The sequence below is a fragment of the Marinoscillum sp. genome (genome assembly GCF_040222955.1).
Lineage (GTDB): Bacteria > Bacteroidota > Bacteroidia > Cytophagales > Cyclobacteriaceae > Marinoscillum.
The window spans coordinates 1-20,103 of the sequence record NZ_JAVKCA010000019.1; the positions used below are offsets into that span (position 1 = coordinate 1).

Genomic DNA, 20,103 nt, shown 5'->3' on the forward strand with positions numbered 1-20,103 from the left:
ATCAAGTCCTATTTTGTGGAGATGACCTTAAAAATAAGGACACACCCCCGACCCCACTCAAGAGGGGAGTTAGATGTCTTTTAAACAAAAAAGCAGCTACAAATGAATGTAACTGCTTTTGATAAGGGTGGAAGACCGGACACGACGGGGCCAACCTTTGGTCGGCGACCTGACTTGATCTTATTTAATCAAGTCCCATTTTTTGGAGATGACCTTTAAAATTGTGTAGAAAATAAGGACACACCCCCAACCCCTCTCAAGAGGGGAGTTAGAAGCCCTTTAAACAAAAAAGCAGCTACAAATGAATGTAACTGCTTTTGATAAGGGTGGAAGACCGGACACGACGGGGCCAACCTTTGGCCGGCGACCTGACTTGATCTTATTTAAAAAATTACCTTGGCAGGTTCAAGGGTCAGGTTCTATTTCTTGGAGATGACCTTTAAAAATGGTGTAGAAAATAAGGACACACCCCCGACCTCTCTCAAGAGGGGAGTTGGAAGCCCTTTTAAACAAAAAAGCAGCTACAAATGAATGTAACTGCTTTTGATAAGGGTGGAAGACCGGACACGACGGGGCCAACCTTTGGCCGGCGACGTGACTTGATCTTATTTAAAAAATTACCTTGGCAGGTTCAAGTGTCAGGTTCTATTTCTTGGAGATGACCTTTAAAAATGGTGTAGAAAATAAGGACACACCCCCGACCCCTCTCAAGAGGGGAGTTAGATGTCCTTCAAACAAAAAAAGCAGCTACAAATGAATGTAACTGCTTTTATTAAGGGTGGAAGACCGGACTCGAACCGGCGACCTCCTGAACCACAATCAGGCGTTCTAACCAACTGAACTACAACCACCATGTTTGGGTTGTTGCGTTCTAACCTCCCGATACTTCGGGATGAACTACAACCACCGTCTAAATTGGGATGCAAATGTAAATGCATTCAAGGATTTTAGCAAAAATTAATTGCGATCAAAAGTGAGTCTTGCTCCTTTTTTACTTTCATCAAATTTTCCTTCCGAATAGGCCAGGTGTCCCGACACCCAAACCTGCTCCACCGAGGACTGGAATGTATGACCTTCAAAGGGTGACCAGCCGCATTTTGACAGGATATTTTCCGAAGTAACTTTCCAGGGTTTATGCAGGTCTACCAGCACCAGGTCCGCAAAATAGCCTTCCCGAATATATCCTCGCTCTGCCACCTGAAAACACTCCGCTGGGGCATGGCATGCCTTTTCTACGATCTTCTCGAGGCTGATCCTTCCCTGATGATAAAAATCCAGCAGGGCCGTCAGTGAGTGCTGTACCAAAGGGCCTCCGGATGGTGCTTTGGTGTAAGGATTATTTTTTTCTGCAATGGTGTGGGGCGCATGGTCTGTAGCGATGATGTCGATCCGGTCATCCAGCAGGGCCTCCCATACCTTGTCCCGGTCGCCAGCCGTTTTCACGGCAGGGTTCCATTTGATCCACTGGGCCTTTTCTTTGTAATCTACATCTGAAAACCACAGATGATGAATGCAGGCCTCAGCAGTGATTCTCTTGTCTTTCAGAGGAATGGTATTGTCAAAAAGAGCCGTCTCGATGCCTGTGGAGATGTGGAGAATGTGCAGCCGGGTGTCGTGTTTTTTGGCCAATGCCACAGCCATCGAGGAGGACTTGTAACATGCTTCTGCACTTCTGATCACCGGATGCAGATCAAACGGGATTTCATCCCCATATTGAGCCACATATTGCTCCATGTTTTTCCTGATGGTGGCTTCATCTTCGCAATGCGTGGCAATGAGTATCGGTGCATTTTTGTAAAGCTCTTCCAATGTTTTTTCATCGTCCACCAGCATGTTACCGGTAGAGGAGCCCATGAATACTTTGATGCCGCAGACCTCCATAGGGTTGGTTTTTAGCACCTCGTCCAGGTTGTCATTGGTGGCTCCTATGAAAAAGGAATAGTTGGCCAGTGACTTTTGTCTTCCTATTTCATACTTAGCTGTCAGCAGCTCCTGCGTGGTGGTTTGCGGGATGACATTGGGCATTTCCATGAAAGAGGTAACCCCGCCAGCTACCGCGGCCCTGGCTTCTGTATAGATTTCCGCTTTATGGGTGAGTCCCGGTTCTCTGAAGTGTACCTGATCGTCTATGAGCCCGGGCAGGAGGTATTTTCCTTCGGCATTGATTTCTTTCACTGCCCCATCCACCTTCAGGTCAGCTCCTATTTTCACGATCCGCTGATGCTCAATCAACAGATCTCCGGAATAGATACTGCCCTCGTTAACTATTTGTGCGTTTTTGATCAGGTACTTTGATGCCATTGTGCTATTGTTCTAGTCCAGTTGAACCCGGCGCTCTCGGTTGGCCAGCTCCCATGCTGTAAAGAAAACAAGCTGTGCTCGCTTTTGCATGATCTCGAAGTTAATTTTCTCGATCGTGTCCGTAGGGCGATGATAGTCAGCATGTGATCCGTTGAAATAGAAGATGATAGGCACATTCTTTTTGGCAAAATTGTAATGATCCGAACGGTAGTAATACCTGTTCGGGTCGGTTTCCGCATTGTAGGTGTAATCCAGATCCAGCTGTGTGTAGGTTTTATTGGCCATTTCAGAAACTTCATGTAACTCCTTCGAGAGTTTATCCGCACCGATCACGTACACGTAACCCGGGTTTTTCTCATGCTCCTCATCTACTCTTCCCACCATGTCCACGTTCAGGTTAGTCACTGTGTTTGCCAAGGGGAATACCGGATTTTCGGTGTAATACTCACTGCCAAGTAGCCCTTTTTCTTCACCAGACACCGTCATGAAAAGGATGCTTCGTTTGGGTTTGATCCCTTTGGCAGCAGCTTCAGAAAAGGCCTGTGCAATCTCCAGTACGGTGACGGTACCTGATCCATCGTCATCGGCGCCATTGTTGATCTCGCCATTCTCTGAAATGCCAATGTGATCATAGTGTGAAGTGACCACCAGCACCTCTTCGGGCTTCTCACTTCCCTTCAGAAAACCCAAAACATTCTCGGCCGTGATATCTTCTACCAACATATCCGCATTGAGGATCAGTCTGGAAGTTTTACCCTTGCCTTTCTCTTTTAGTTCGTCGTAGGACATATCAAAAATCCAGGAGGCCAGTTCCGGGTTCCCAATAATTATTTTATTGCCTTTGGTGGTGGTTTCCAGAGCCATTCTCGACCCTTGTAGATACCTGCTGTACCTGGTCATGATGAACCCGAATCTGCTTTCGTCTTCCACGATGAGGATAATACCGGCGGCATCCAGGTCTTTGACCTCCGCAAGTACCTTTCGCCAGTTGCCCATTTCCTGGGTGACTACCGCCAGGAACTTCCCGCTGAGATCCATTTTCTTGAGGTTCTCTATGGTTTGAGTGCCTGCAAAAAGAATGTCTACATATTCTTCGCCCAGTGTTTCCTCACGTGAGTTGTAGATGAAATCCTCAAAGTTCGTTTTTACCTCTTCACCTTTTTTGAGATAGGCCGTGCGGTAAGTCATTTTCTTCAGTGGGTAGCTCTGGAAATAGGACATTCCCTCATCGGTTTTTACGGGAGCCTCAAGCCCAAAAGAGTTGAATTTTTCTGCGATATAGGCAGCGGCCATTTTTTGACCCCTTTCTCCAGTTTCACGCCCCTCAAGGCTGTCAGATGCCAGCACAGAGAGATAATCCTTCAAATCCGAAGTTGTTATTGTATTTGAGTATTTGACAGCTCTTTTATCCTGTGAAAACCCATTTATAAAGAATAAAAGCAGGATTGAGCCAAATAATAGATGCTTCATTTTGTATAAATTTTGAAAACCCCAAAGCTAAACAAATATTATACGTTTTTATCCCGTGGAGATGCGCGAATAAAATGTTGAATTCATTATACATTTGCACCTTGAAATTTCATCCATAATACCACCACATTATGACTGTTGATTTAAACGAAAGAGTAGCCTTCCAAACACGCCACAATGGACCTTCTGAAGGGGAAATCCAGGAAATGCTGGATGCTTTGGGTGTCTCCTCTTTAGACGAGTTGATCGCTCAAACTATTCCCGGGAAAATCCGACTGAAACAGGGGCTCAACCTGCCTGCTCCTCTGAATGAATATGAGTACATCAACAAGCTCAAGAAGACGGCTGGAAAAAACAAAGTGTTCAAATCTTTTCTGGGGCAGGGGTATTATAACTGTGTGGTGCCGGCTGTGATCCAGCGGAATATACTTGAGAACCCAGGATGGTACACGGCTTATACGCCTTATCAGGCCGAGATTGCCCAGGGCAGATTGGAAGCCCTCATCAATTTTCAGACGCTGGTCTCTGACCTCACCGGTATGGAGATAGCCAATGCATCTCTTTTGGATGAAGGGACTGCAGCGGCAGAGGCTATTGCCATGCTGCATGCCACCCGAAAAAAGGAGAAAAAGCATGCCAATAAAGTGGTGGTAGACGAACGGGTTTTTCCACAGACCTTAGAAATTTTGAAAACCAGAACCAAGCCTCTTGGTCTGGAGCTGGTGGTGGCCAGAATAGAAAATATTGATCTTAGCGATGCTGACCTGTTCGGGGTGTTTTTCCAGTACCCGGATAATTTCGGGGAGACTTTTGATCGCTCGGCGTTTGTAGCGGAGTCCAAGGAACATGGAGTTTCGGTCGCAGTAGCATCTGATCTTTTGGCACTTTGCCTGCTGACCCCTCCCGGGGAGTGGGGAGTGGATGTGGTGGTTGGAACTTCACAGCGTTTTGGCGTTCCTATGGGATATGGAGGCCCGCATGCGGCTTTCTTTGCTACAAAGGAAGAATACAAAAGATACATTCCTGGAAGAATCATCGGTGTTTCAAAGGATGATGAGGGTCATCCGGCCTATCGGATGGCTCTGCAAACGAGAGAGCAGCACATCAAACGAGAAAGGGCCACTTCCAACATTTGTACGGCTCAGGTACTGCTGGCGGTCATGGCCTCCATGTATGGAGTATATCATGGGCCGGTGGGACTCAAGCAGATAGCTTCCAGAGTGAGAGGCCTGGCCAGGGCAACTGCTGCTTCACTCTCAGCCATGGGATTGAAAGAAGAAAATACTGAGTATTTTGATACACTCAGGTTTACACTGGATGAAGCCACTCTTCAAAAGGTAAAGAAAGTATCGGAATCCCATCAACTCAACTTCAGATATCTGGACGGACAGGTAATGCTTTCATTTGATGAGACGCATCTTCCGGGAGACGCTCAAAATGTGGTTTCTATTTTCGCGGAAGCGCTGGGAAAGGAAGCATATCCCATAAGCACGCAGGTGGAAATTGCTTATCCGAATGGACTGGCCCGGCAGTCGGACTTTATGACTCATGAGGTGTTCAATGTGAATCACAGTGAGCATGAGATCCTGCGCTATATGAAGCGACTGGAGAACAAAGACCTTTCGCTGGTTCATTCAATGATCTCGCTGGGATCATGTACCATGAAGCTCAATGCCACTACTGAGATGATTCCCGTCACCTGGCCGGAGTTTGGAAGTATCCACCCTTTTGCTCCTAAAGAACAGGTCGCGGGATATGCGGAGGTGATCGGAGAGCTACACGACTGGCTGGCGGAGATTACAGGCTTTTCAGCGGTTTCGTTTCAGCCCAATTCCGGTGCTCAGGGAGAATTTGCAGGACTTATGGTCATCAGGGCCTATCATCAGGCCAATGGACACCATCATAGAAACATCACCCTGATCCCTTCATCAGCACATGGTACCAATCCCGCCAGTGCAGTGATGGCTGGTATGGAAGTGGTGATCGTCAAATGTGATGATCAGGGAAACATTGACCTGGAGGACCTCAAGAGCAAAGTAGAAACACACAGTGAAAACCTAGGCGCCTTGATGGTGACCTATCCTTCTACTCATGGTGTTTTTGAAGAAAGCATTATAGAAATCTGTGAGCTTGTTCATGCCCACGGAGGTCAGGTGTATATGGATGGAGCCAATATGAATGCCCAGGTGGGACTCACTTCACCGGCGATGATTGGAGCGGATGTTTGTCACCTGAATCTTCACAAGACTTTTTGTATTCCTCACGGTGGAGGCGGCCCGGGCATGGGCCCGATCGGAGTGGGAGCACATCTGGCACCTTATCTGCCAGGGAACACACACGTAGGAGTGGATGACGTGAATGTTTCCAGTGCTCCTTATGGTAGTGCCAGTATTTTACCTATCTCTCATGCCTATATAGCCATGATGGGCGGCGATGGACTTAGAGCAGCTACTCAACTAGCCATCCTGAATGCCAACTACATCGGGCAGCAACTAAAGGACCACTATCCTGTGCTTTATGCCAATGAAAAAGGCAGGAATGCTCACGAACTGATCATCGACTGCAGGGACTTCAAAAAATTTGGAGTGGAGGTAGAGGACATTGCCAAGCGATTAATGGATTATGGCTATCATGCACCTACAGTTTCGTTTCCTGTGGCTGGCACCATGATGATAGAGCCGACCGAAAGCGAGACCAAATCGGAGATTGACCGATTCTGCAATGTGATGATCTCTATTCGCAAAGAAATAGAAGAGGTCGTCAGCGGAGTGGCTGATAAGGACAATAACGTGCTAAAGAACGCGCCACACACTCAGCGCACGGTCATAGCGGAGCACTGGGAGCTGCCATATAGCAGAGAGAAAGCGGCTTTCCCACTGCCAGAGCTGAAGTACAATAAATTCTGGCCTTCGGTGAGCAGAATAGACAGTGCTTACGGCGACCGAAACCTAATGTGCAGCTGTGTGCCGGTAGAGGCTTATGCAGAGGCTGCTGAGTTGGTGTAGACGGTTGGATATCTGACTTCAAAGAATGCCCTGGTTCGAAGCGAATCAGGGCATTTTTTATGCCTAAAAACCTCTGATCTCTTGTGATGGTGATTATTTTACTTACAAAAGTGAAACTTTTGGATCCCTCCTTCAGTATATTCCTTACAAATGTGACAAAAATGGAAAATTTGAAACTGGGGAATTTTGAGGAATTGGTATTGTTGCTCGTAGGAGTCTTGTGTGATAAGGCTTATTCAGTAACGATAGTCGAGGAATACAAAAAGCAAACAGGGAAAAGCATTAATATAAGCGCTATCCATACGGTGCTTTATCGATTGGAGGATAAGGGTTTTCTGGAATCCAGGTTAGGAGAAGCCGGCGACTACAGGGGAGGCAAACGTAAGAGGCTATTTTCCATAACTCCTTATGGTAGAAAGGCTCTTGATGAGCTAGCAGAATTGCGAGAGCAACTACGCCGACAAATTCCCCCACTTACCATCGCCACACAGAACTAAACCGCCGAAAGAATGAATCCAAATCGACCTGAGCCCCCAAAGTGGGCATTGCGCTTTTTCAGATGGTACTGCCGTGGAGATCGACAGGAGGAGCTGGAGGGTGATCTTCTGGAAATGTTTTATGCCAGCCTGAATGCCCGAAACCTTACTATTGCCAATCTGCTATTTTGGTACAATGTCATGCGGTGTTTTAGAGGTTACGCTTGGAGAAAAGAAGTTTCTGGAGGTAGGTTTTGGAATTATTCCATATTCATTAATTCCCTCAAAGTCATCCGACGAAATTTTAAACATCATCGGCTGTTTTCGCTGCTCAATATCTCAGGCCTGGCTATAGGCTTTGCCGCCGTACTGCTCATCGTTATTTACCTGCACTTTGAAACTAGCTTCGAGAATTTTCACGGTAAATCTGAACGCATTTACCGACTTACGGTTCATTACACTTCCCCAAACGGATATGATACTCATTTTGCCCGGGTAGATGCTGACTGGATTAATGACATTCCCAATAGCATCCCTGAGGTGGAGCACCTCATTCGTTTTCAAAATCAGGAGACACGGTATGTACAAATTGGGGAGCATAAATTTCGACAAGAAAACGCTTTTTCAACAGACGGAAATGTGTTTGACGTCTTTGATTTTGAGTTGTTAAGTGGAGACCCCAAAAGTGCACTCAGGCTTCCTTATTCGGTAGTGATCTCTGAAGCTTTGGCGGAGAAATATTTCCCCGATGGCAATGCTATGGGTGAAGAAATAGCCATTACGGGCTTTTGGTCTTCCGAGGAAAATCGTTATCAGATCACGGGGATAATGAAGAGCCTTCCTGCTAATACTCATTTACCAGTGGATATGCTTCTTTCTTTTCAAAATGAAGAAGAACGATCGTGGTGGGCCTACACGTATCTGCTTTTTCAGGAGGGAGCTGACCTTGCCACTGTTCAGTCTAAGCTGGAGGCTATGGCCATAAAAAGATATGGATCAAATGCTTTGGAGGGCACTGATTATGTATTTCAGCCCCTTTCGGATATTCATTTGCATTCTGATCTTGCCAGGGAGATTCGTGCCAATGGATCTATCTTATATGTGCGGGTTTTTTCAATTGTGGCGATGCTAATACTGATTCTGGTCACCGTCAATTTTATGAATTTGTCAAGCGCCTTGTTTATGGCGAGGGCCAGGGAAATTGGTGTACGTAAAGTATTGGGTGCTGCACGTAGGCAATTGATCTTCTATTCCTTAACAGAATCAGTATTGTTCAGTCTGATCGCTGCCACTATAGGGGGAGGTCTGGCATTCCTGCTATTTCCGTCTTTTGGTGAGATGATAGGCGTCCAAAATTTGCTTTACCCAGGGACCCTCGTTATTGGACTTGCAGCCAGCGCTATTTGTACGGGTTTGGTAGCAGGGGTATATCCTGCAGTGGTACTGTCGTCGCTTAATCTGGTGAAGAGCATGAGGAACATCACTACTTTTTCATTGGGAAAAACTTCGAGTCAGTTCAATCTCAAACGGGGTCTTATTACGCTTCAATTTGCCATTTCTATTTTATTGATCGCAAGTGCTCTGATTGCCCGGGACCAGTTTTTATATCTCAATGAGAAAAACCTTGGGATAGAAAGGGAGCAGGTTCTGGCGATGACGGATGTGCCGGATGAAGTAAAAGATAAGTTTAAGTTGTTCAAAGATCAGCTATCGGGTCAGGCGGGTATTGCGGGGGTGACTGCCAGCCTGGAAGTCCCTTCGCGTGAAATAAGGGATGGTGGAGTCGTTACATCAGAGGGAATGGAAGAAAATGATGAGAGTGCCCCATCTATGGACATTCAGGTGATTGATCATGATTACCTGGAGGTAATGGGGATATCACTGGCAGCCGGCGAACCTCTTCCTGAGAGCCTAACCTATCTTCCTATTCCAGAGTTTCTAAATGGAGATGGGGTATCCGAGTACCTTATTAATCAACGAAGAGCATATCTGCTGAACGAAACGGCTATGCGTGCGATGGGTTGGGAGTCTCCCGAAGAGACTTTGGGCAAGAGCATTGCCTGGTCGCAGGGTGAATACAAGTTGGCCAGAGGACCGGTGGTAGGAGTCATCAAAGATTACCATCAGGAAACTTTGAAGAATAAGATAGATCCGATAGTCTTTGTTTTCGAGCCCCTTTGGTTGAGAAACTTTCTGGTGAAAGTGGAAACGAATCATATGGAATCCACATTAGAATTGATTGAAGATAACTGGAATCAGCTTTTTCCACAGTACCCTTTCGAGTATCATTTTGTAGATGACCTGTACGCTAAACTTTATCAGAATGAAAGAAAACAGCTCCAACTCCTCTATCTCTTGAGTGGTCTTGCAATGGTTATTGCTTTCATTGGCCTCTTTGGTTTGATCGTTTATTCTTTAAAAACACGTACCCGGGAAGTGGCCATCAGAAGGGTCCTTGGAGCCTCATTTATCTCGGTAGTAAAATTGATAAGTCGGGAGTACCTCATGGTTCTAATAGTCAGCGGGGCGGTAGCCATTCCACTTAGCTATTTCTTCATTTCCAGATGGCTGGAGGGCTTTGCCTATCGAGTGGACGTTTCACCCATGAGTTACATGATCACCCTGGGGTTTATTGGACTTGTTTTGTTGAGTACTATCGCGCTTCAGACTTTAAAGGGGGTAAAAACCAACCCTGCAGATATTTTAAAGGATGAATAGCCGGCTAGTTACAAAACTCTAACAGAAATGAACCCTTCACGGTATTGTCATCGTCAAAATCGGCACTTATGTACCCGATCAGTTGCTGACTCCCCACGGCCACCACTTCAATAAACCCACCGGAAGCGGTGAGTTTTTTGGCGCCATTGGGCAAATTGAAAACAACATAACCTTCATTTGCCGCAAAAGGGAGGTTGTAGCTTCCTTTTCTGCCAGGGATTTTTAGGGAAAGATGAGGTTTGCTTGAGACCCTGATGGCGCAGGGATCCTGAGCACTTTCGCCCACGATGAGCCCTTCCAGGTAGTAGGAAGAGTTATTGGTATTCGCACTGCCAACGGCGTACTGCCACTCTTCGCCCCCTATTTTGCCCTTGAGGGGATCCTTCTCCAGATCAAAACCACTGATATCGTCTTCGCATGACGATAAGCACCCTGCGGCAGGTAAAAGCATCAGCAATAACAGTCGCGGTACAATATTTTTCAGGCTCAATTTTCTTGAATTTTGAATTGATAATTTACAACCTTCTCTGTCCTGCCTCCGACGGGATAGGACTTTTCTGAAAATTCGATGAGTCCATCTCTGTCCAGGGTAATAACCGTGGAGCAGCAGGTGCCGTAATTTTCCATACGAATGCACATGGCTGACAATGCTTTTTCCATCTCCCTGGACACTCCCGTGTCTGGCAATATGCTGTCTTCGGCGGTTGAGGTGTCACTCATCATCTCTATTAACTCTCCATGGTTGAAGCTATTGCTGATTAGTTCCTGAAATTTGGCTTTGGCCAATTCTACTTTAGGCCATGGGGTATCCAGAAGGGCATTGCTCAATCCATGAATGCCCGGAGTAATGACGTTGGCCTTGCGCTCATAGTTGCTGTAGTGGGTCATCATCTGAGGGTTGGCAGTCAGCACATTGAATCCGTTGTACTCTGTCGAGTACTCGTGCAGACCTTTGACATAGCTCAGTGGTTTTTGGTTCTGATCCATAAAATGGATGGGAATTTCACCCCTCGACCGCACATTTTCTCTAATATTTGCCAGGTCCCGATAGTTGGTGACCGCCGCGAAATTTCCATGCTTTGAAACCGTCATCCAGGAGCCACCCGCTTGCAGGTCGCGACCACCCAGAATATCGGGCTCGTCATCCCAAAAGTCTGCGGGTGCTGTGGGGCGGGTATAAAACTCATCCCGATTAGCGGCCACTATGAGCCGATATTTTGGGTGTACATCCCAGGCAAATACTATGAGACACATATCTTTGGGCAAATTTTTAGCATGCGGCAAATTTTTGATTACCTAAAAGAGTATCAAAGAAAACACTTTGACCTCAAACTCTACCTTCTCATTGGTCTATTTCTCACCCTCTGCTTTGTCTTTAACTATACCTATGACTTTGAAGATTCTGTAATTGATAGTTACAGAGGCACTTTCCTGCATTGGCTGTATATGTTTTTGTGGATGATGTTTCCTTTTTTGGGTGTGAGCCTGCTCATTGCACGGGTAAAACAAATAACCGTGTTCACGGGTTCATTCTGGCTGATGTTGGTGATTGGATTTGCGATTCTGGCATTGGACAGGTCCTTTACAGGACACATGCAGGTGATCAAAGGCCTTCGCCCGGCTGATTATCATTTTATGGCAAGGTGCCTCAACTGGTCATCCAGTATTTTTCTGAATGTAATACCGCTGATGTTGGTCTATGCCATCTTCGAATCGGAACGACCAAAGACCTACTATGGACTGGCACTGAAGCGATTTGATCCAAAACCGTATTTCATACTTCTGGCAGGTGCCATGGTTTTCATCGGTATTGGTTCGTTTTTCTCTGACATACAAAGTTATTATCCCCGGTTTCAGTATGCCGGTGGTGACAATTTTGCCGAGGCCCATGGTTTTCCTGTCTGGATGTCAGTGTTGATTTATGAAATCGCTTATGGCAGTGATTTTGTCTCGGTGGAAGTGTTTTTCAGAGGATTTCTGATTCATGCTTTTGTAAAGACACTTGGTGGATACGCGGTATTACCGATGGTGGCTTCTTATGCTTTTCTCCATTTCGGAAAGCCCCTGACGGAGGCCATCAGCTCGGTGTTTGGTGGGTATATTTTGGGTATTATCTCCTACAACAGTAAAAATGTATGGGGAGGAATAATAATACATATGGGAGTGGCATGGGCCATGGAGTTGTTCGGCTATCTGCAGAGTTTCATTTAACTTTAACCTATGGAGTTTGATTCGTTGATGGTTTTGATTATTGGGTTGGTGGCGGGAGCGATCATTGGCTATTTGGTAGCCAGGCTCCAATCCAAAGGAGTGGTGGATGATGCTCCCAAGCTGCGGATGGAGTTGCAGATGGAGCAGGAGCGATCCAATAAATTGACGGCCGAACTGGCACAACTCAATGGTGAGCTGAGGGAGGAGCGAGAGCGCTTCATGGATATCAACAGCGAACACTCCAGTCTGAAGGCCAATTTCAGAAATCTCCAGGAGCGACTCAGTGAGCAAAAGGAAGAGGTGAATAATCTGCAACAGCGATTTGCCGCAGAATTTAAAAACCTGGCCAATGAGATTTTCGAGGAGAAGAGTAAAAAGTTTACTGATCAGAACAAGTCTAACCTGGATCATTTGCTGAAACCACTTGGCGAAAAACTCGTGGAGTTTGAGCGGAAGGTGGAGCAAACCAATAAAGACAGCCTGGAGCGAAGTACAGCCTTGCGAGAGCAGATCATAAGCCTGCGGGAGTTGAATCAGCGGATGACTAAAGAAACAGAAAACCTCACCAAGGCACTCAAGGGCGACACGAAAGTGCAAGGTAACTGGGGAGAGGTGATTCTGGAGAGAATACTGGAGAAATCCGGACTGGAGAAGGATCGGGAGTACTTTACTCAGGAGTCTTTTACCAACGAAGAGGGTCGCAGGCTGAGGCCGGATGTGATCATCAGGCTACCCGACAATAAGAACCTTGTCATCGATGCAAAAGCATCGCTGGTGGCCTATGAAAAATATGTGAACAGTGACTCGGAGCAGGAGCGGGAGCAATACCTCAAGGAGCACCTGATCTCATTGCGGGCGCATATCAAGGGGTTGAGTGAAAAGAGTTATCACAAACTGTTCGAATCAGGAACATTGGATTATGTGCTGATGTTTGTGCCCATAGAGTCAGCTTTTGCGCTGCTGGTGCAGCAGGGCGGAGAGCTTTACAACGAGGCGCACAACAAGAACATCATCATAGTGAGTCCGGCTACATTGATCGCTACATTACGCACTGTGGCTAGCATCTGGAAGCATGAGTATCAGGATAGAAATGCACTGGAAATAGCCCGACAGGGTGGAGCCTTATATGATAAATTTAAGGCTTTCGTGGATGACCTTATGGAAGTGGGGCGATCGCTGGATAAGTCAAAGCAGCAGTATACGGAAGCTATGAAGAAGCTCTATGATGGCAAGGACAACCTGATCCGAAAAACAGAGCGCCTGAAGGAACTTGGTGCCAAAACGAGCAAGGATATGAATGAGAAACTGCTGGAGCGGGCCGATGCCTCTGCAGCGATCAAAAAGCCTGAGGAGACCCCTTCCGGAAATTTGTTTGGTTAAAGAGTGTTAGAAGAAAAAAATGAGAACGCAACTCACAGCAGAGAATAAGCTAAAGAATATCATTGTCGTGGGCGATCGGGTTTTGATCAGACCCAAAGCCGAATCGGAGAAGACGAGTAGTGGAATCTATCTCCCACCTGGAGTACAGGAAAAAGAAAAAATACAGACCGGCTATATCGTAAAAGCCGGACCCGGCTATCCGATCCCGGTATCGGCTGACGAAGATGATGCGTGGAAGCAAGAGGAGGAAAAGGTGAAATACATTCCTCTACAGGCTAAGGCCGGAGATTTGGCCATTTTTCTTCAAAAAGGCGCCTTTGAGGTGGTGTATGAAGGTGAGAAATATTTCATTGTACCACAAAGCTCGATACTCATGCTGGAGCGGGAGGAAGATCTGTTTGATTAGAGGGCGGTGACTCGCTGGATGTAGCACATGTGGATGTATTTGTTCATCGAGGCGAGCTTACAAGCCACAGAAGGGTTGTCCCTATGCTTGACGATGTTTTTTTCCAGATGACGGACGATTTTTTGGGCGCATTCAATCAGTTCTTGTTCGGTCATGTTTTTCATATTCGTGAGGTCTTATGTCACAAAACTGATTAAAATTTCTATCCTAAATAATGGTTTTTAGGTGAGTGCTCCTTTTTAGTCGATGAGTTATGCCCGATGGGAGGTTGGCTAACGACGGAATGACTACTTGTTATCGTTCTTTTGATCTAGGCTGTCTCTGCCATATTATGGATATAATTCATTTGAATGAATTTATTCATAGATGCAAGCTTACTCGCCGTGTTGATGTTTTCGCGGTGCTTAATAATGTTCCTTTCCAGATGCTGTACAATTTTCAAAGCACAGTCAAGAGTCATCTCGTCTTCGTTGGGGTCGTTGTCTATGGTGATCATAATTGTTAGGGCTTGGTTGTCTAACGAATGTACGAATGCCGACAAGTGTTGCATAATGTTGTTAGTCGAACAGGCCGATTTTGTCGATCAAGCGGTCGATTCGCAACAAGGGGACCTCAGACAAGAAATACCGTTATGAAAAGAAGGACCCCTGACTAATCAAAAGTCATTCCTATCCATGGGGTCCTCAGATCATGCCCTGGTTTTGGAGCAAAATTCTTTGGCAAAATAGGTGAGAATCATGTCTGCTCCGGATCGCTTGATGGAGAGCAACACCTCGTCTCGCACGCGGTCCGCATCCAGCCAGCCCTGAAGCCCGGCAGCCTTGATCATGGCATATTCTCCGGATACGTTGTAAGCGGCTATGGGTAAGTCATAATTTGCTTTCAGGTCGGAGATTACATCCAGGTAGCTAAGGGCAGGCTTTACCATCAGCACGTCTGCACCTTCTATATAGTCTAGCTCCGCTTCTATAAGGGCTTCTTTGCGGTTGGCGGGGTTCATCTGATAGGTTTTCTTGTCCCCAAACTTCGGAGCTGAGTCCAGGGCATCCCTGAAGGGACCATAGAATGCACTCGCGTATTTGGCAGTATAAGCCATGATACCCACATGGGAGAATCCCGCTTCGTCCAGTACATTTCTTAGGTGACCGACCCGACCATCCATCATGTCTGAGGGCCCGATCATGTCAATGCCGGTTTCCGCCTGTGCCAACGCCATTTGGCCCAATACGTCGAGCGTTTCGTCGTTGAGGATTTTTCCGTCTTTTACGATACCGTCATGCCCATCTGAGCTGTAGGGGTCCATGGCCACATCAGTAATGATCAGTGCTTCAGGAAATTCTTTTTTGATGGTCTGGAGGGCCTGAAGATAGAAAAATCCACGATCGTAGCTTTTCGTAGCCAGCTTATCCTTATGAAAATCTTCCACCACCGGAAACACATCAAATCCCTTAATGCCCAATTTCAGACACTCCTCCATTTCCTTAAGCATGAGGTCAATGCTTAGCCTGAATATCCCCGGCATAGACTTTACCTCCGTCTTTTTATGACTCCCTTCCAGGAGAAATAAAGGATAGATCAGGTCATTGGCGGTGACATGTGTTTCCTGACTCAGGTCTCTGATGGCCTGGGAGGCACGGTTTCTTCTGGGGCGTCTTTCCATGACCCAAAGTTAACGAAGAGACCAATCAGTGGAAAGTGAATCCACCCACTAATATGAGCGTCTTTGTCAGATCTCTGGAGGGCAATCACGCTATTCGAGGGTGAGCTTCAAAATCTTGCCGTCTGTGCCGGTGGCCAGTCCAAAACCGGAGGGGTGAAGGTCCACGGCCCAGTAATTGCCGGTATCAAGGTTGATGAACGTTCGTCCCAGGTCGGTACTGTAGTCAATGCCATTAGGACCAGAGGCGATCATTACAAATGCGTTATCCCTGGGGATCAGATCGCTTCCATAAAATGCTCCTTTGGTCACTGGGTGGCTAGTCAGTTGCCAGGTTTTCCCCCCATCATCCGTCAGGGCCACATTGTTAGTGTACTGATCTGTGATGGCCAGATCTCCACCCACTATAAGTCCTGTTTGATCATCTGACATTCGGATGGAGGTGATTCCCGCTGAGGGTCCTTTAACCATGGGGACTTCATAGGTCTCCCACGTCTGACCAAAGTCACTGGTGCAGAGCACCCGCGAGTTTCCCCCGGCACCTGTGCCGATCCAGGCTTTACCATCAGGTCTGGTGGAGATGCATGCACCACTTGCGGCAAACCCCCCTTCACCTTCTCCGGCGGGTGGCAGGCTTTTAGGATCCAGTCTGGTCCAACTGCGCCCACCATCCACTGTTTTTAAGACAAAAAGCTCCCCATTAAAACTATCCCCAAAGGCGAGGCCTCTTTCATCATCCCAGAACTCGATGGTATTAAGAAAGCCCTGTTCATAGGGCATGACATAAGTTTCTTCAAAACCCTTCTGAATGCTGAACCGAAAGATTCGGGAGAGGTTGCCTGGCCCGGCACTCATAAGTACGATTTCCTCACTGGTGAAAGCATGTATGTCACGAAACTGTAGGGAGTCTATCAGCTCATAGGTGAAGGTCCTCCAGTCTGACCCGCCATTGACGGTGCGGAGAAAGGTTGCCTTGTGTCCACTCACCCAGGCGGTCTTTTCATCTACAATGCTGATGGCCTGCAACAATGCTTTGGTGGGGCTCGTTATTGGAGCTTTCTTCACGGTGGTGGGTTTTGGAGCACAGCCCATTGCTGTGAGGAGGAGGACAACACCCAGGTTTTTACTTATATGCATTTATTTGTATTTATCGTAGAGGCCAATTCCTGCCAAAATCATTGGAGTGATTTTCTCCAGTCTGCTTTGTTTGGTATCCGTACGCTTAGCTTCCTGGATATACTCGGCATAGTCCCGCTTTTTGGAGAGACTCAGCTGATCAAAAGCTTCCGAGAGTTTACCGTCCTTGCTGAGCTGCTCTTTGAGCTCATCGGGAATGACCAAAGGCTTCTTTTCGGGTTTGATTTCTTTTCCCTGTTTCTGGTTTTCTATGGCTTCCAGAAGGTACCTACGAATGATTTGCTCATCTATTGCCTCGATGGACTGAAAGCGCATCTGGCGCATGCCCTTGGTTTTCCCCTCCTGTGCGTTGATAAGCAGGCCTTTTTCGTCCTTGAGAAAGGAGCCCTGGAAAAACCACAAGCCGGCATAGCTTTTGAAGGCACCTATTCCCACTACATTTTTGTTATTGATCGTGTAGGTGGGAATCCCCCATTTGACCGTCTCCTTGAGTTCTGTGGTATGAATGATCGCCCTTAATTTATTGAGCTCTACGTTATACTCCGGGTGCCTGGCAATGTATTCTTCCACTGTTTCGCTTGTATCCATCCCTTTGCTTTTGGGTAAACATTTAATCCTACAATATATAAATACCTCAACTTTTCAGAAATTAATTTTTTCTATTGGTGAGCAAGATCATTTCCAGATTTGGCACTAAAACTCCCGATTAGACATTGCTTTCTCCTGTTCAGTCTGAGCCCGTTGTACAGCCTTCTAATAATGAACATATTTAGGCTATGTATCGGCAGTTATTTTTTTGGATGTTTTTGTTTCTGATTCCCGAGGTGTGCATCAGTAACAGCTGGAAGGAGGCTCAAAAGCACAAAACCGGCACTTTGGAAGTTTACTGGTTTACTTCTGTGCCTTTCATCTATGAGGAGCAAGGCCAATTGCATGGGATTGAATATGACCTGCTGATGGAATTCTCGGTATACCTGCAGGAAACCCAGGGAGTGGAGCTATCTATTGAGTGGATTGAGGCTGAAAACTTTCATAGCATTCTTGATATCATGAAAGATCCTGAAAGTCCCGACATTCTGGGAACCTCGGCTTTTTCTATCACTGAGGATAGAAAACTGTATTTGAATTTTTCTGACGCTTATCTCCCGGATATTACCGTGCTGGTCACGGGTCAGGGAACCCCCATTGCCAGGACCTATCAGGAACTTAAGGAAATGCTGGACGGGAAGGTGGCAGTCACCATCAAAGGCACCAGTTATGAAAATCTCCTTCGAAACCTCAAGGATCAGTTGAATATTGATTTTGAGATTTTACATATACACAGCGATCAAAACGTGTTAGATAACATTGCAGAATCGGAGAATCGTTTTGGGTTTATTGATTTGCCAATCTATCTGATGCTGATGAAAAAGGGAGGTGACCTGACCCGTCAAAACCTCTATAATGTTCGCGGGACAGGTTATGGAGTGATCATGCCCAGGGCCAGCGACTGGCAGATACCCTTCAATCAGTTCCTGTCTGATCCCCGCTATGGTGAAAAAGTGGCTCGCATTATTTCCAACTACCTGGGTGCCGAACTGTATGAATTTATAGAAAACCTCTACGGAGGCACGGAGATAGGAACCTCCATTCTCACCAAGGAGAAGGAGCTTCAGCTCGCTCTGATCAAGAACGCCAACCTGAAACTTCAGAAGGACAGGAACATCAAGCGTGTGCTCATAGTCGGGATCATCTTTGTCAGTATCTTTTTGGGAGTGATTGGTTTTTTGTTTTTCAAAAACCGACGAAATACCAGGCTTTTGATAACCCAAAAGGATCAGATCGAGGCCCAGCAGAATGACATCCGTCAGAAGAATGAGCAGCTTATGAACAGGAATTTGCAGCTCATTGCCCTCAATGAAGAGAAGAATGTTTTGATGAAGGTTTTTGCACATGATCTGAGGTCACCCCTGGGCCAGATCATTGGTCTTTCAGATTTTTTGAATACACACGCCGAGGAGTTGTCTGAGGAGGATAAAGAGCTGCTGATACAGATTGGCACGGGAGCCAAAAGGATCAATCAGATGATTTCTAAAATACTGGATGTGGAGGTGGTGGAAGGGACCCGCAGCATTGTACTTCGGGAGCAGGTGGATGTCACCCAGATCACCGAAGATATCGTCAGTCGGTACCGGATGGCGGCTGCCCAAAAGGGTATTAAAATGGAATTGTCACACAAACACGATGATCAGATCATAGAGACGGATCACATGTTGCTCTTTTTGGTTCTGGAAAACCTGGTGTCGAATGCGGTGAAATTTTCGGATACGAACACATGTATCCGGCTGGAAACAGAAAAGCAGGATGAATCTGTGCTTTTCAAAGTTTGTGATCAGGGTCCGGGATTTACAGAGGAGGATCGGGAGCTGCTCTTCAGCAGATTTCAAAAATTGAGTGCTAAACCTACTGGAGGCGAACAGTCCATGGGCCTGGGCCTTTCCATTGTGAAAAAATATGTAGGAGACCTGGGGGGAAGGGTATGGCTGGAAACGCCGAATGGTACAGGTAGCACGTTTATTGTGAGTCTTCCGATTTAGCTTAGCGGGTCAAAAGGCACGTAATGAAAACAATCATTGAAGTATGTGTTGATTCTATAGAATCTGCGGTGAATGCTGAAGCAGGCGGAGCAGATCGGGTGGAGCTTTGTGATAACCTGGCGGAAGGAGGGACCACGCCAAGTGCCGGGATCATTCAGGCGGTTAGGGTCCGGATTGGCATAGGGCTACAGGTGATGATCAGGCCCCGCGGCGGAGATTTTTTGTACTCACCCGCTGAGATAGAGGCCATGAAATACGACATTCAGGTAGCCAAAGACCTGAAGGCTGATGGAGTGGTATTTGGCTGCCTGACCAGAGAGGCCGATGTGGACATGGAGCGTATGTCTGAGCTGATGGCTTTAGCCAGACCCATGAATGTGACCTTTCATCGGGCATTTGACATGGTGCGGGATCCATTCTCAGCCATTGACGCTCTGGTGACTCTGGGTGTCGACCGGGTGTTAACATCGGGGTTGCATGCCACTGCTTCGGACGGGGCAGGGATGATTGCTGACCTGGTAAGCCACGCTGCATCCAACATTATTATCCTGGCCGGGGGTGGAGTGCGGCCTCACAACATTCAGCAGCTCGTTGCTCAAACAGGCGTACGGGAATGTCACGTATCAGGCCGGAAGCTTCTGGAAAGCCAGATGACCCACAGAAACCCAAATGTGATCATGGGAGGCACTACCCACTCTTCAGAGTATGAACGCTTAGTAGTGGATAGTGCGCTGATCCGATCCTTTCGGTCAACAGAAGATTAAGG

At 46.8% G+C, this 20,103-nt stretch carries 17 protein-coding genes and 1 tRNA gene; 8 read left to right on the forward strand and 10 right to left on the reverse strand.

The window, feature by feature from the left end; genetic code table 11:
• Positions 1-776: 776 nt before the first annotated feature.
• From RIH33_RS15880 to RIH33_RS15890, 3 genes are all read right to left on the reverse strand, one after another.
• Positions 777-852: transfer RNA gene (locus RIH33_RS15880), tRNA-His, on the reverse strand.
• A 105-nt stretch (positions 853-957) separates the two neighbouring features.
• Positions 958-2,301 carry a dihydroorotase gene (locus RIH33_RS15885; protein WP_406654867.1) on the reverse strand — a complete coding sequence of 448 codons (1,344 nt, stop codon included), beginning with the start codon at positions 2,299-2,301 and terminating at the stop codon, positions 958-960.
• Between the two features lie 12 nt (positions 2,302-2,313).
• Positions 2,314-3,666: a M28 family peptidase gene (locus tag RIH33_RS15890; RefSeq protein WP_406658719.1), complete on the reverse strand. Its 1,353-nt coding sequence runs from the start codon at positions 3,664-3,666 to the stop codon at positions 2,314-2,316.
• Between the two features lie 236 nt (positions 3,667-3,902).
• Here RIH33_RS15890 and gcvP point away from each other — a divergent pair, with 236 nt between their 5' ends.
• From gcvP to RIH33_RS15905, 3 genes are all read left to right on the forward strand, one after another.
• Entirely contained in the window at positions 3,903-6,776 is a 2,874-nt protein-coding gene (gene gcvP, locus RIH33_RS15895) for an aminomethyl-transferring glycine dehydrogenase (RefSeq protein WP_406654869.1), read from the forward strand.
• 161 nt (positions 6,777-6,937) lie between these two features.
• Complete coding sequence (locus RIH33_RS15900; RefSeq protein ID WP_406654870.1) at positions 6,938-7,273, forward strand: PadR family transcriptional regulator; 336 nt, start codon at positions 6,938-6,940, stop codon at positions 7,271-7,273.
• A 12-nt stretch (positions 7,274-7,285) separates the two neighbouring features.
• Positions 7,286-9,970 (forward strand): ABC transporter permease, encoded by a 2,685-nt coding sequence (locus RIH33_RS15905; RefSeq protein WP_406654871.1) that lies wholly within the window; start codon positions 7,286-7,288, stop codon positions 9,968-9,970.
• Between the two features lie 4 nt (positions 9,971-9,974).
• Here RIH33_RS15905 and RIH33_RS15910 read toward each other — a convergent pair whose 3' ends face one another.
• Both RIH33_RS15910 and RIH33_RS15915 read right to left on the reverse strand, forming a co-directional pair.
• On the reverse strand, positions 9,975-10,460 hold the full coding sequence (locus RIH33_RS15910; RefSeq protein WP_406654872.1) for a hypothetical protein: 486 nt from the start codon (positions 10,458-10,460) through the stop codon (positions 9,975-9,977).
• Positions 10,457-11,224, reverse strand: a complete 768-nt coding sequence (locus RIH33_RS15915) for an NRDE family protein (protein WP_406654873.1) — start codon at positions 11,222-11,224, stop codon at positions 10,457-10,459. The genes RIH33_RS15910 and RIH33_RS15915 overlap by 4 nt, the downstream gene beginning before the upstream one ends.
• Positions 11,225-11,245: 21 nt before the next feature.
• Between RIH33_RS15915 and RIH33_RS15920 the strand changes: the two genes are divergently transcribed.
• From RIH33_RS15920 to RIH33_RS15930, 3 genes are read left to right on the forward strand one after another with little or no spacing between them, the layout of a single operon-like run.
• Positions 11,246-12,181 carry a CPBP family intramembrane glutamic endopeptidase gene (locus tag RIH33_RS15920; protein ID WP_406654874.1) on the forward strand — a complete coding sequence of 312 codons (936 nt, stop codon included), beginning with the start codon at positions 11,246-11,248 and terminating at the stop codon, positions 12,179-12,181.
• Positions 12,182-12,190: 9 nt separating this feature from the next.
• Complete coding sequence (gene rmuC, locus RIH33_RS15925; RefSeq protein WP_406654875.1) at positions 12,191-13,561, forward strand: DNA recombination protein RmuC; 1,371 nt, start codon at positions 12,191-12,193, stop codon at positions 13,559-13,561.
• A gap of 19 nt (positions 13,562-13,580) precedes the next feature.
• Positions 13,581-13,967, forward strand: coding sequence for a co-chaperone GroES (locus tag RIH33_RS15930; RefSeq protein ID WP_406654876.1), 387 nt, complete (start codon positions 13,581-13,583; stop codon positions 13,965-13,967).
• On the opposite strand, the gene RIH33_RS15935 is transcribed toward RIH33_RS15930, so the two are convergent.
• The 5 genes from RIH33_RS15935 to RIH33_RS15955 form a co-directional block, all read right to left on the reverse strand.
• Positions 13,964-14,122 carry a hypothetical protein gene (locus RIH33_RS15935; protein WP_406654877.1) on the reverse strand — a complete coding sequence of 53 codons (159 nt, stop codon included), beginning with the start codon at positions 14,120-14,122 and terminating at the stop codon, positions 13,964-13,966. The two genes, RIH33_RS15930 and RIH33_RS15935, sit on opposite strands and share 4 nt — an antisense overlap.
• Positions 14,123-14,277: 155 nt before the next feature.
• The gene (locus tag RIH33_RS15940; protein WP_406654878.1) at positions 14,278-14,463 is read right to left on the reverse strand and encodes a hypothetical protein; all 186 of its coding nucleotides are present in this window, start codon (positions 14,461-14,463) and stop codon (positions 14,278-14,280) included.
• Between the two features lie 192 nt (positions 14,464-14,655).
• On the reverse strand, positions 14,656-15,627 hold the full coding sequence (gene hemB, locus RIH33_RS15945) for a porphobilinogen synthase (protein WP_406654879.1): 972 nt from the start codon (positions 15,625-15,627) through the stop codon (positions 14,656-14,658).
• 90 nt (positions 15,628-15,717) lie between these two features.
• A complete protein-coding gene (locus tag RIH33_RS15950; RefSeq protein ID WP_406654880.1) occupies positions 15,718-16,761 on the reverse strand; it encodes a WD40/YVTN/BNR-like repeat-containing protein in 1,044 nt (347 codons plus the stop codon).
• Complete coding sequence (locus RIH33_RS15955) at positions 16,762-17,349, reverse strand: YdeI/OmpD-associated family protein (protein ID WP_406654881.1); 588 nt, start codon at positions 17,347-17,349, stop codon at positions 16,762-16,764.
• Between the two features lie 188 nt (positions 17,350-17,537).
• Between RIH33_RS15955 and RIH33_RS15960 the strand changes: the two genes are divergently transcribed.
• Positions 17,538-19,337, forward strand: coding sequence for an ATP-binding protein (locus RIH33_RS15960; protein ID WP_406654882.1), 1,800 nt, complete (start codon positions 17,538-17,540; stop codon positions 19,335-19,337).
• Between the two features lie 23 nt (positions 19,338-19,360).
• A complete protein-coding gene (locus RIH33_RS15965) occupies positions 19,361-20,101 on the forward strand; it encodes a copper homeostasis protein CutC (protein ID WP_406654883.1) in 741 nt (246 codons plus the stop codon).
• The last annotated feature ends 2 nt before the right edge of the window (positions 20,102-20,103 follow it).

Coding starts and splice junctions, on each gene's coding strand:
- RIH33_RS15935 (WP_406654877.1), bottom strand. CDS start 14,122: ATGACCGAACAAGAACTGATTGAATGCGCCCAAAAAATCGTCCGTCAT.
- RIH33_RS15900 (WP_406654870.1), top strand. CDS start 6,938: ATGGAAAATTTGAAACTGGGGAATTTTGAGGAATTGGTATTGTTGCTC.
- RIH33_RS15915 (WP_406654873.1), bottom strand. CDS start 11,224: ATGTGTCTCATAGTATTTGCCTGGGATGTACACCCAAAATATCGGCTC.
- RIH33_RS15965 (WP_406654883.1), top strand. CDS start 19,361: ATGAAAACAATCATTGAAGTATGTGTTGATTCTATAGAATCTGCGGTG.
- RIH33_RS15920 (WP_406654874.1), top strand. CDS start 11,246: ATGCGGCAAATTTTTGATTACCTAAAAGAGTATCAAAGAAAACACTTT.
- RIH33_RS15930 (WP_406654876.1), top strand. CDS start 13,581: ATGAGAACGCAACTCACAGCAGAGAATAAGCTAAAGAATATCATTGTC.
- rmuC (WP_406654875.1), top strand. CDS start 12,191: ATGGAGTTTGATTCGTTGATGGTTTTGATTATTGGGTTGGTGGCGGGA.
- RIH33_RS15955 (WP_406654881.1), bottom strand. CDS start 17,349: ATGGATACAAGCGAAACAGTGGAAGAATACATTGCCAGGCACCCGGAG.
- RIH33_RS15940 (WP_406654878.1), bottom strand. CDS start 14,463: ATGATCACCATAGACAACGACCCCAACGAAGACGAGATGACTCTTGAC.
- RIH33_RS15885 (WP_406654867.1), bottom strand. CDS start 2,301: ATGGCATCAAAGTACCTGATCAAAAACGCACAAATAGTTAACGAGGGC.
- RIH33_RS15950 (WP_406654880.1), bottom strand. CDS start 16,761: ATGCATATAAGTAAAAACCTGGGTGTTGTCCTCCTCCTCACAGCAATG.
- hemB (WP_406654879.1), bottom strand. CDS start 15,627: ATGGAAAGACGCCCCAGAAGAAACCGTGCCTCCCAGGCCATCAGAGAC.
- gcvP (WP_406654869.1), top strand. CDS start 3,903: ATGACTGTTGATTTAAACGAAAGAGTAGCCTTCCAAACACGCCACAAT.
- RIH33_RS15905 (WP_406654871.1), top strand. CDS start 7,286: ATGAATCCAAATCGACCTGAGCCCCCAAAGTGGGCATTGCGCTTTTTC.
- RIH33_RS15960 (WP_406654882.1), top strand. CDS start 17,538: ATGTATCGGCAGTTATTTTTTTGGATGTTTTTGTTTCTGATTCCCGAG.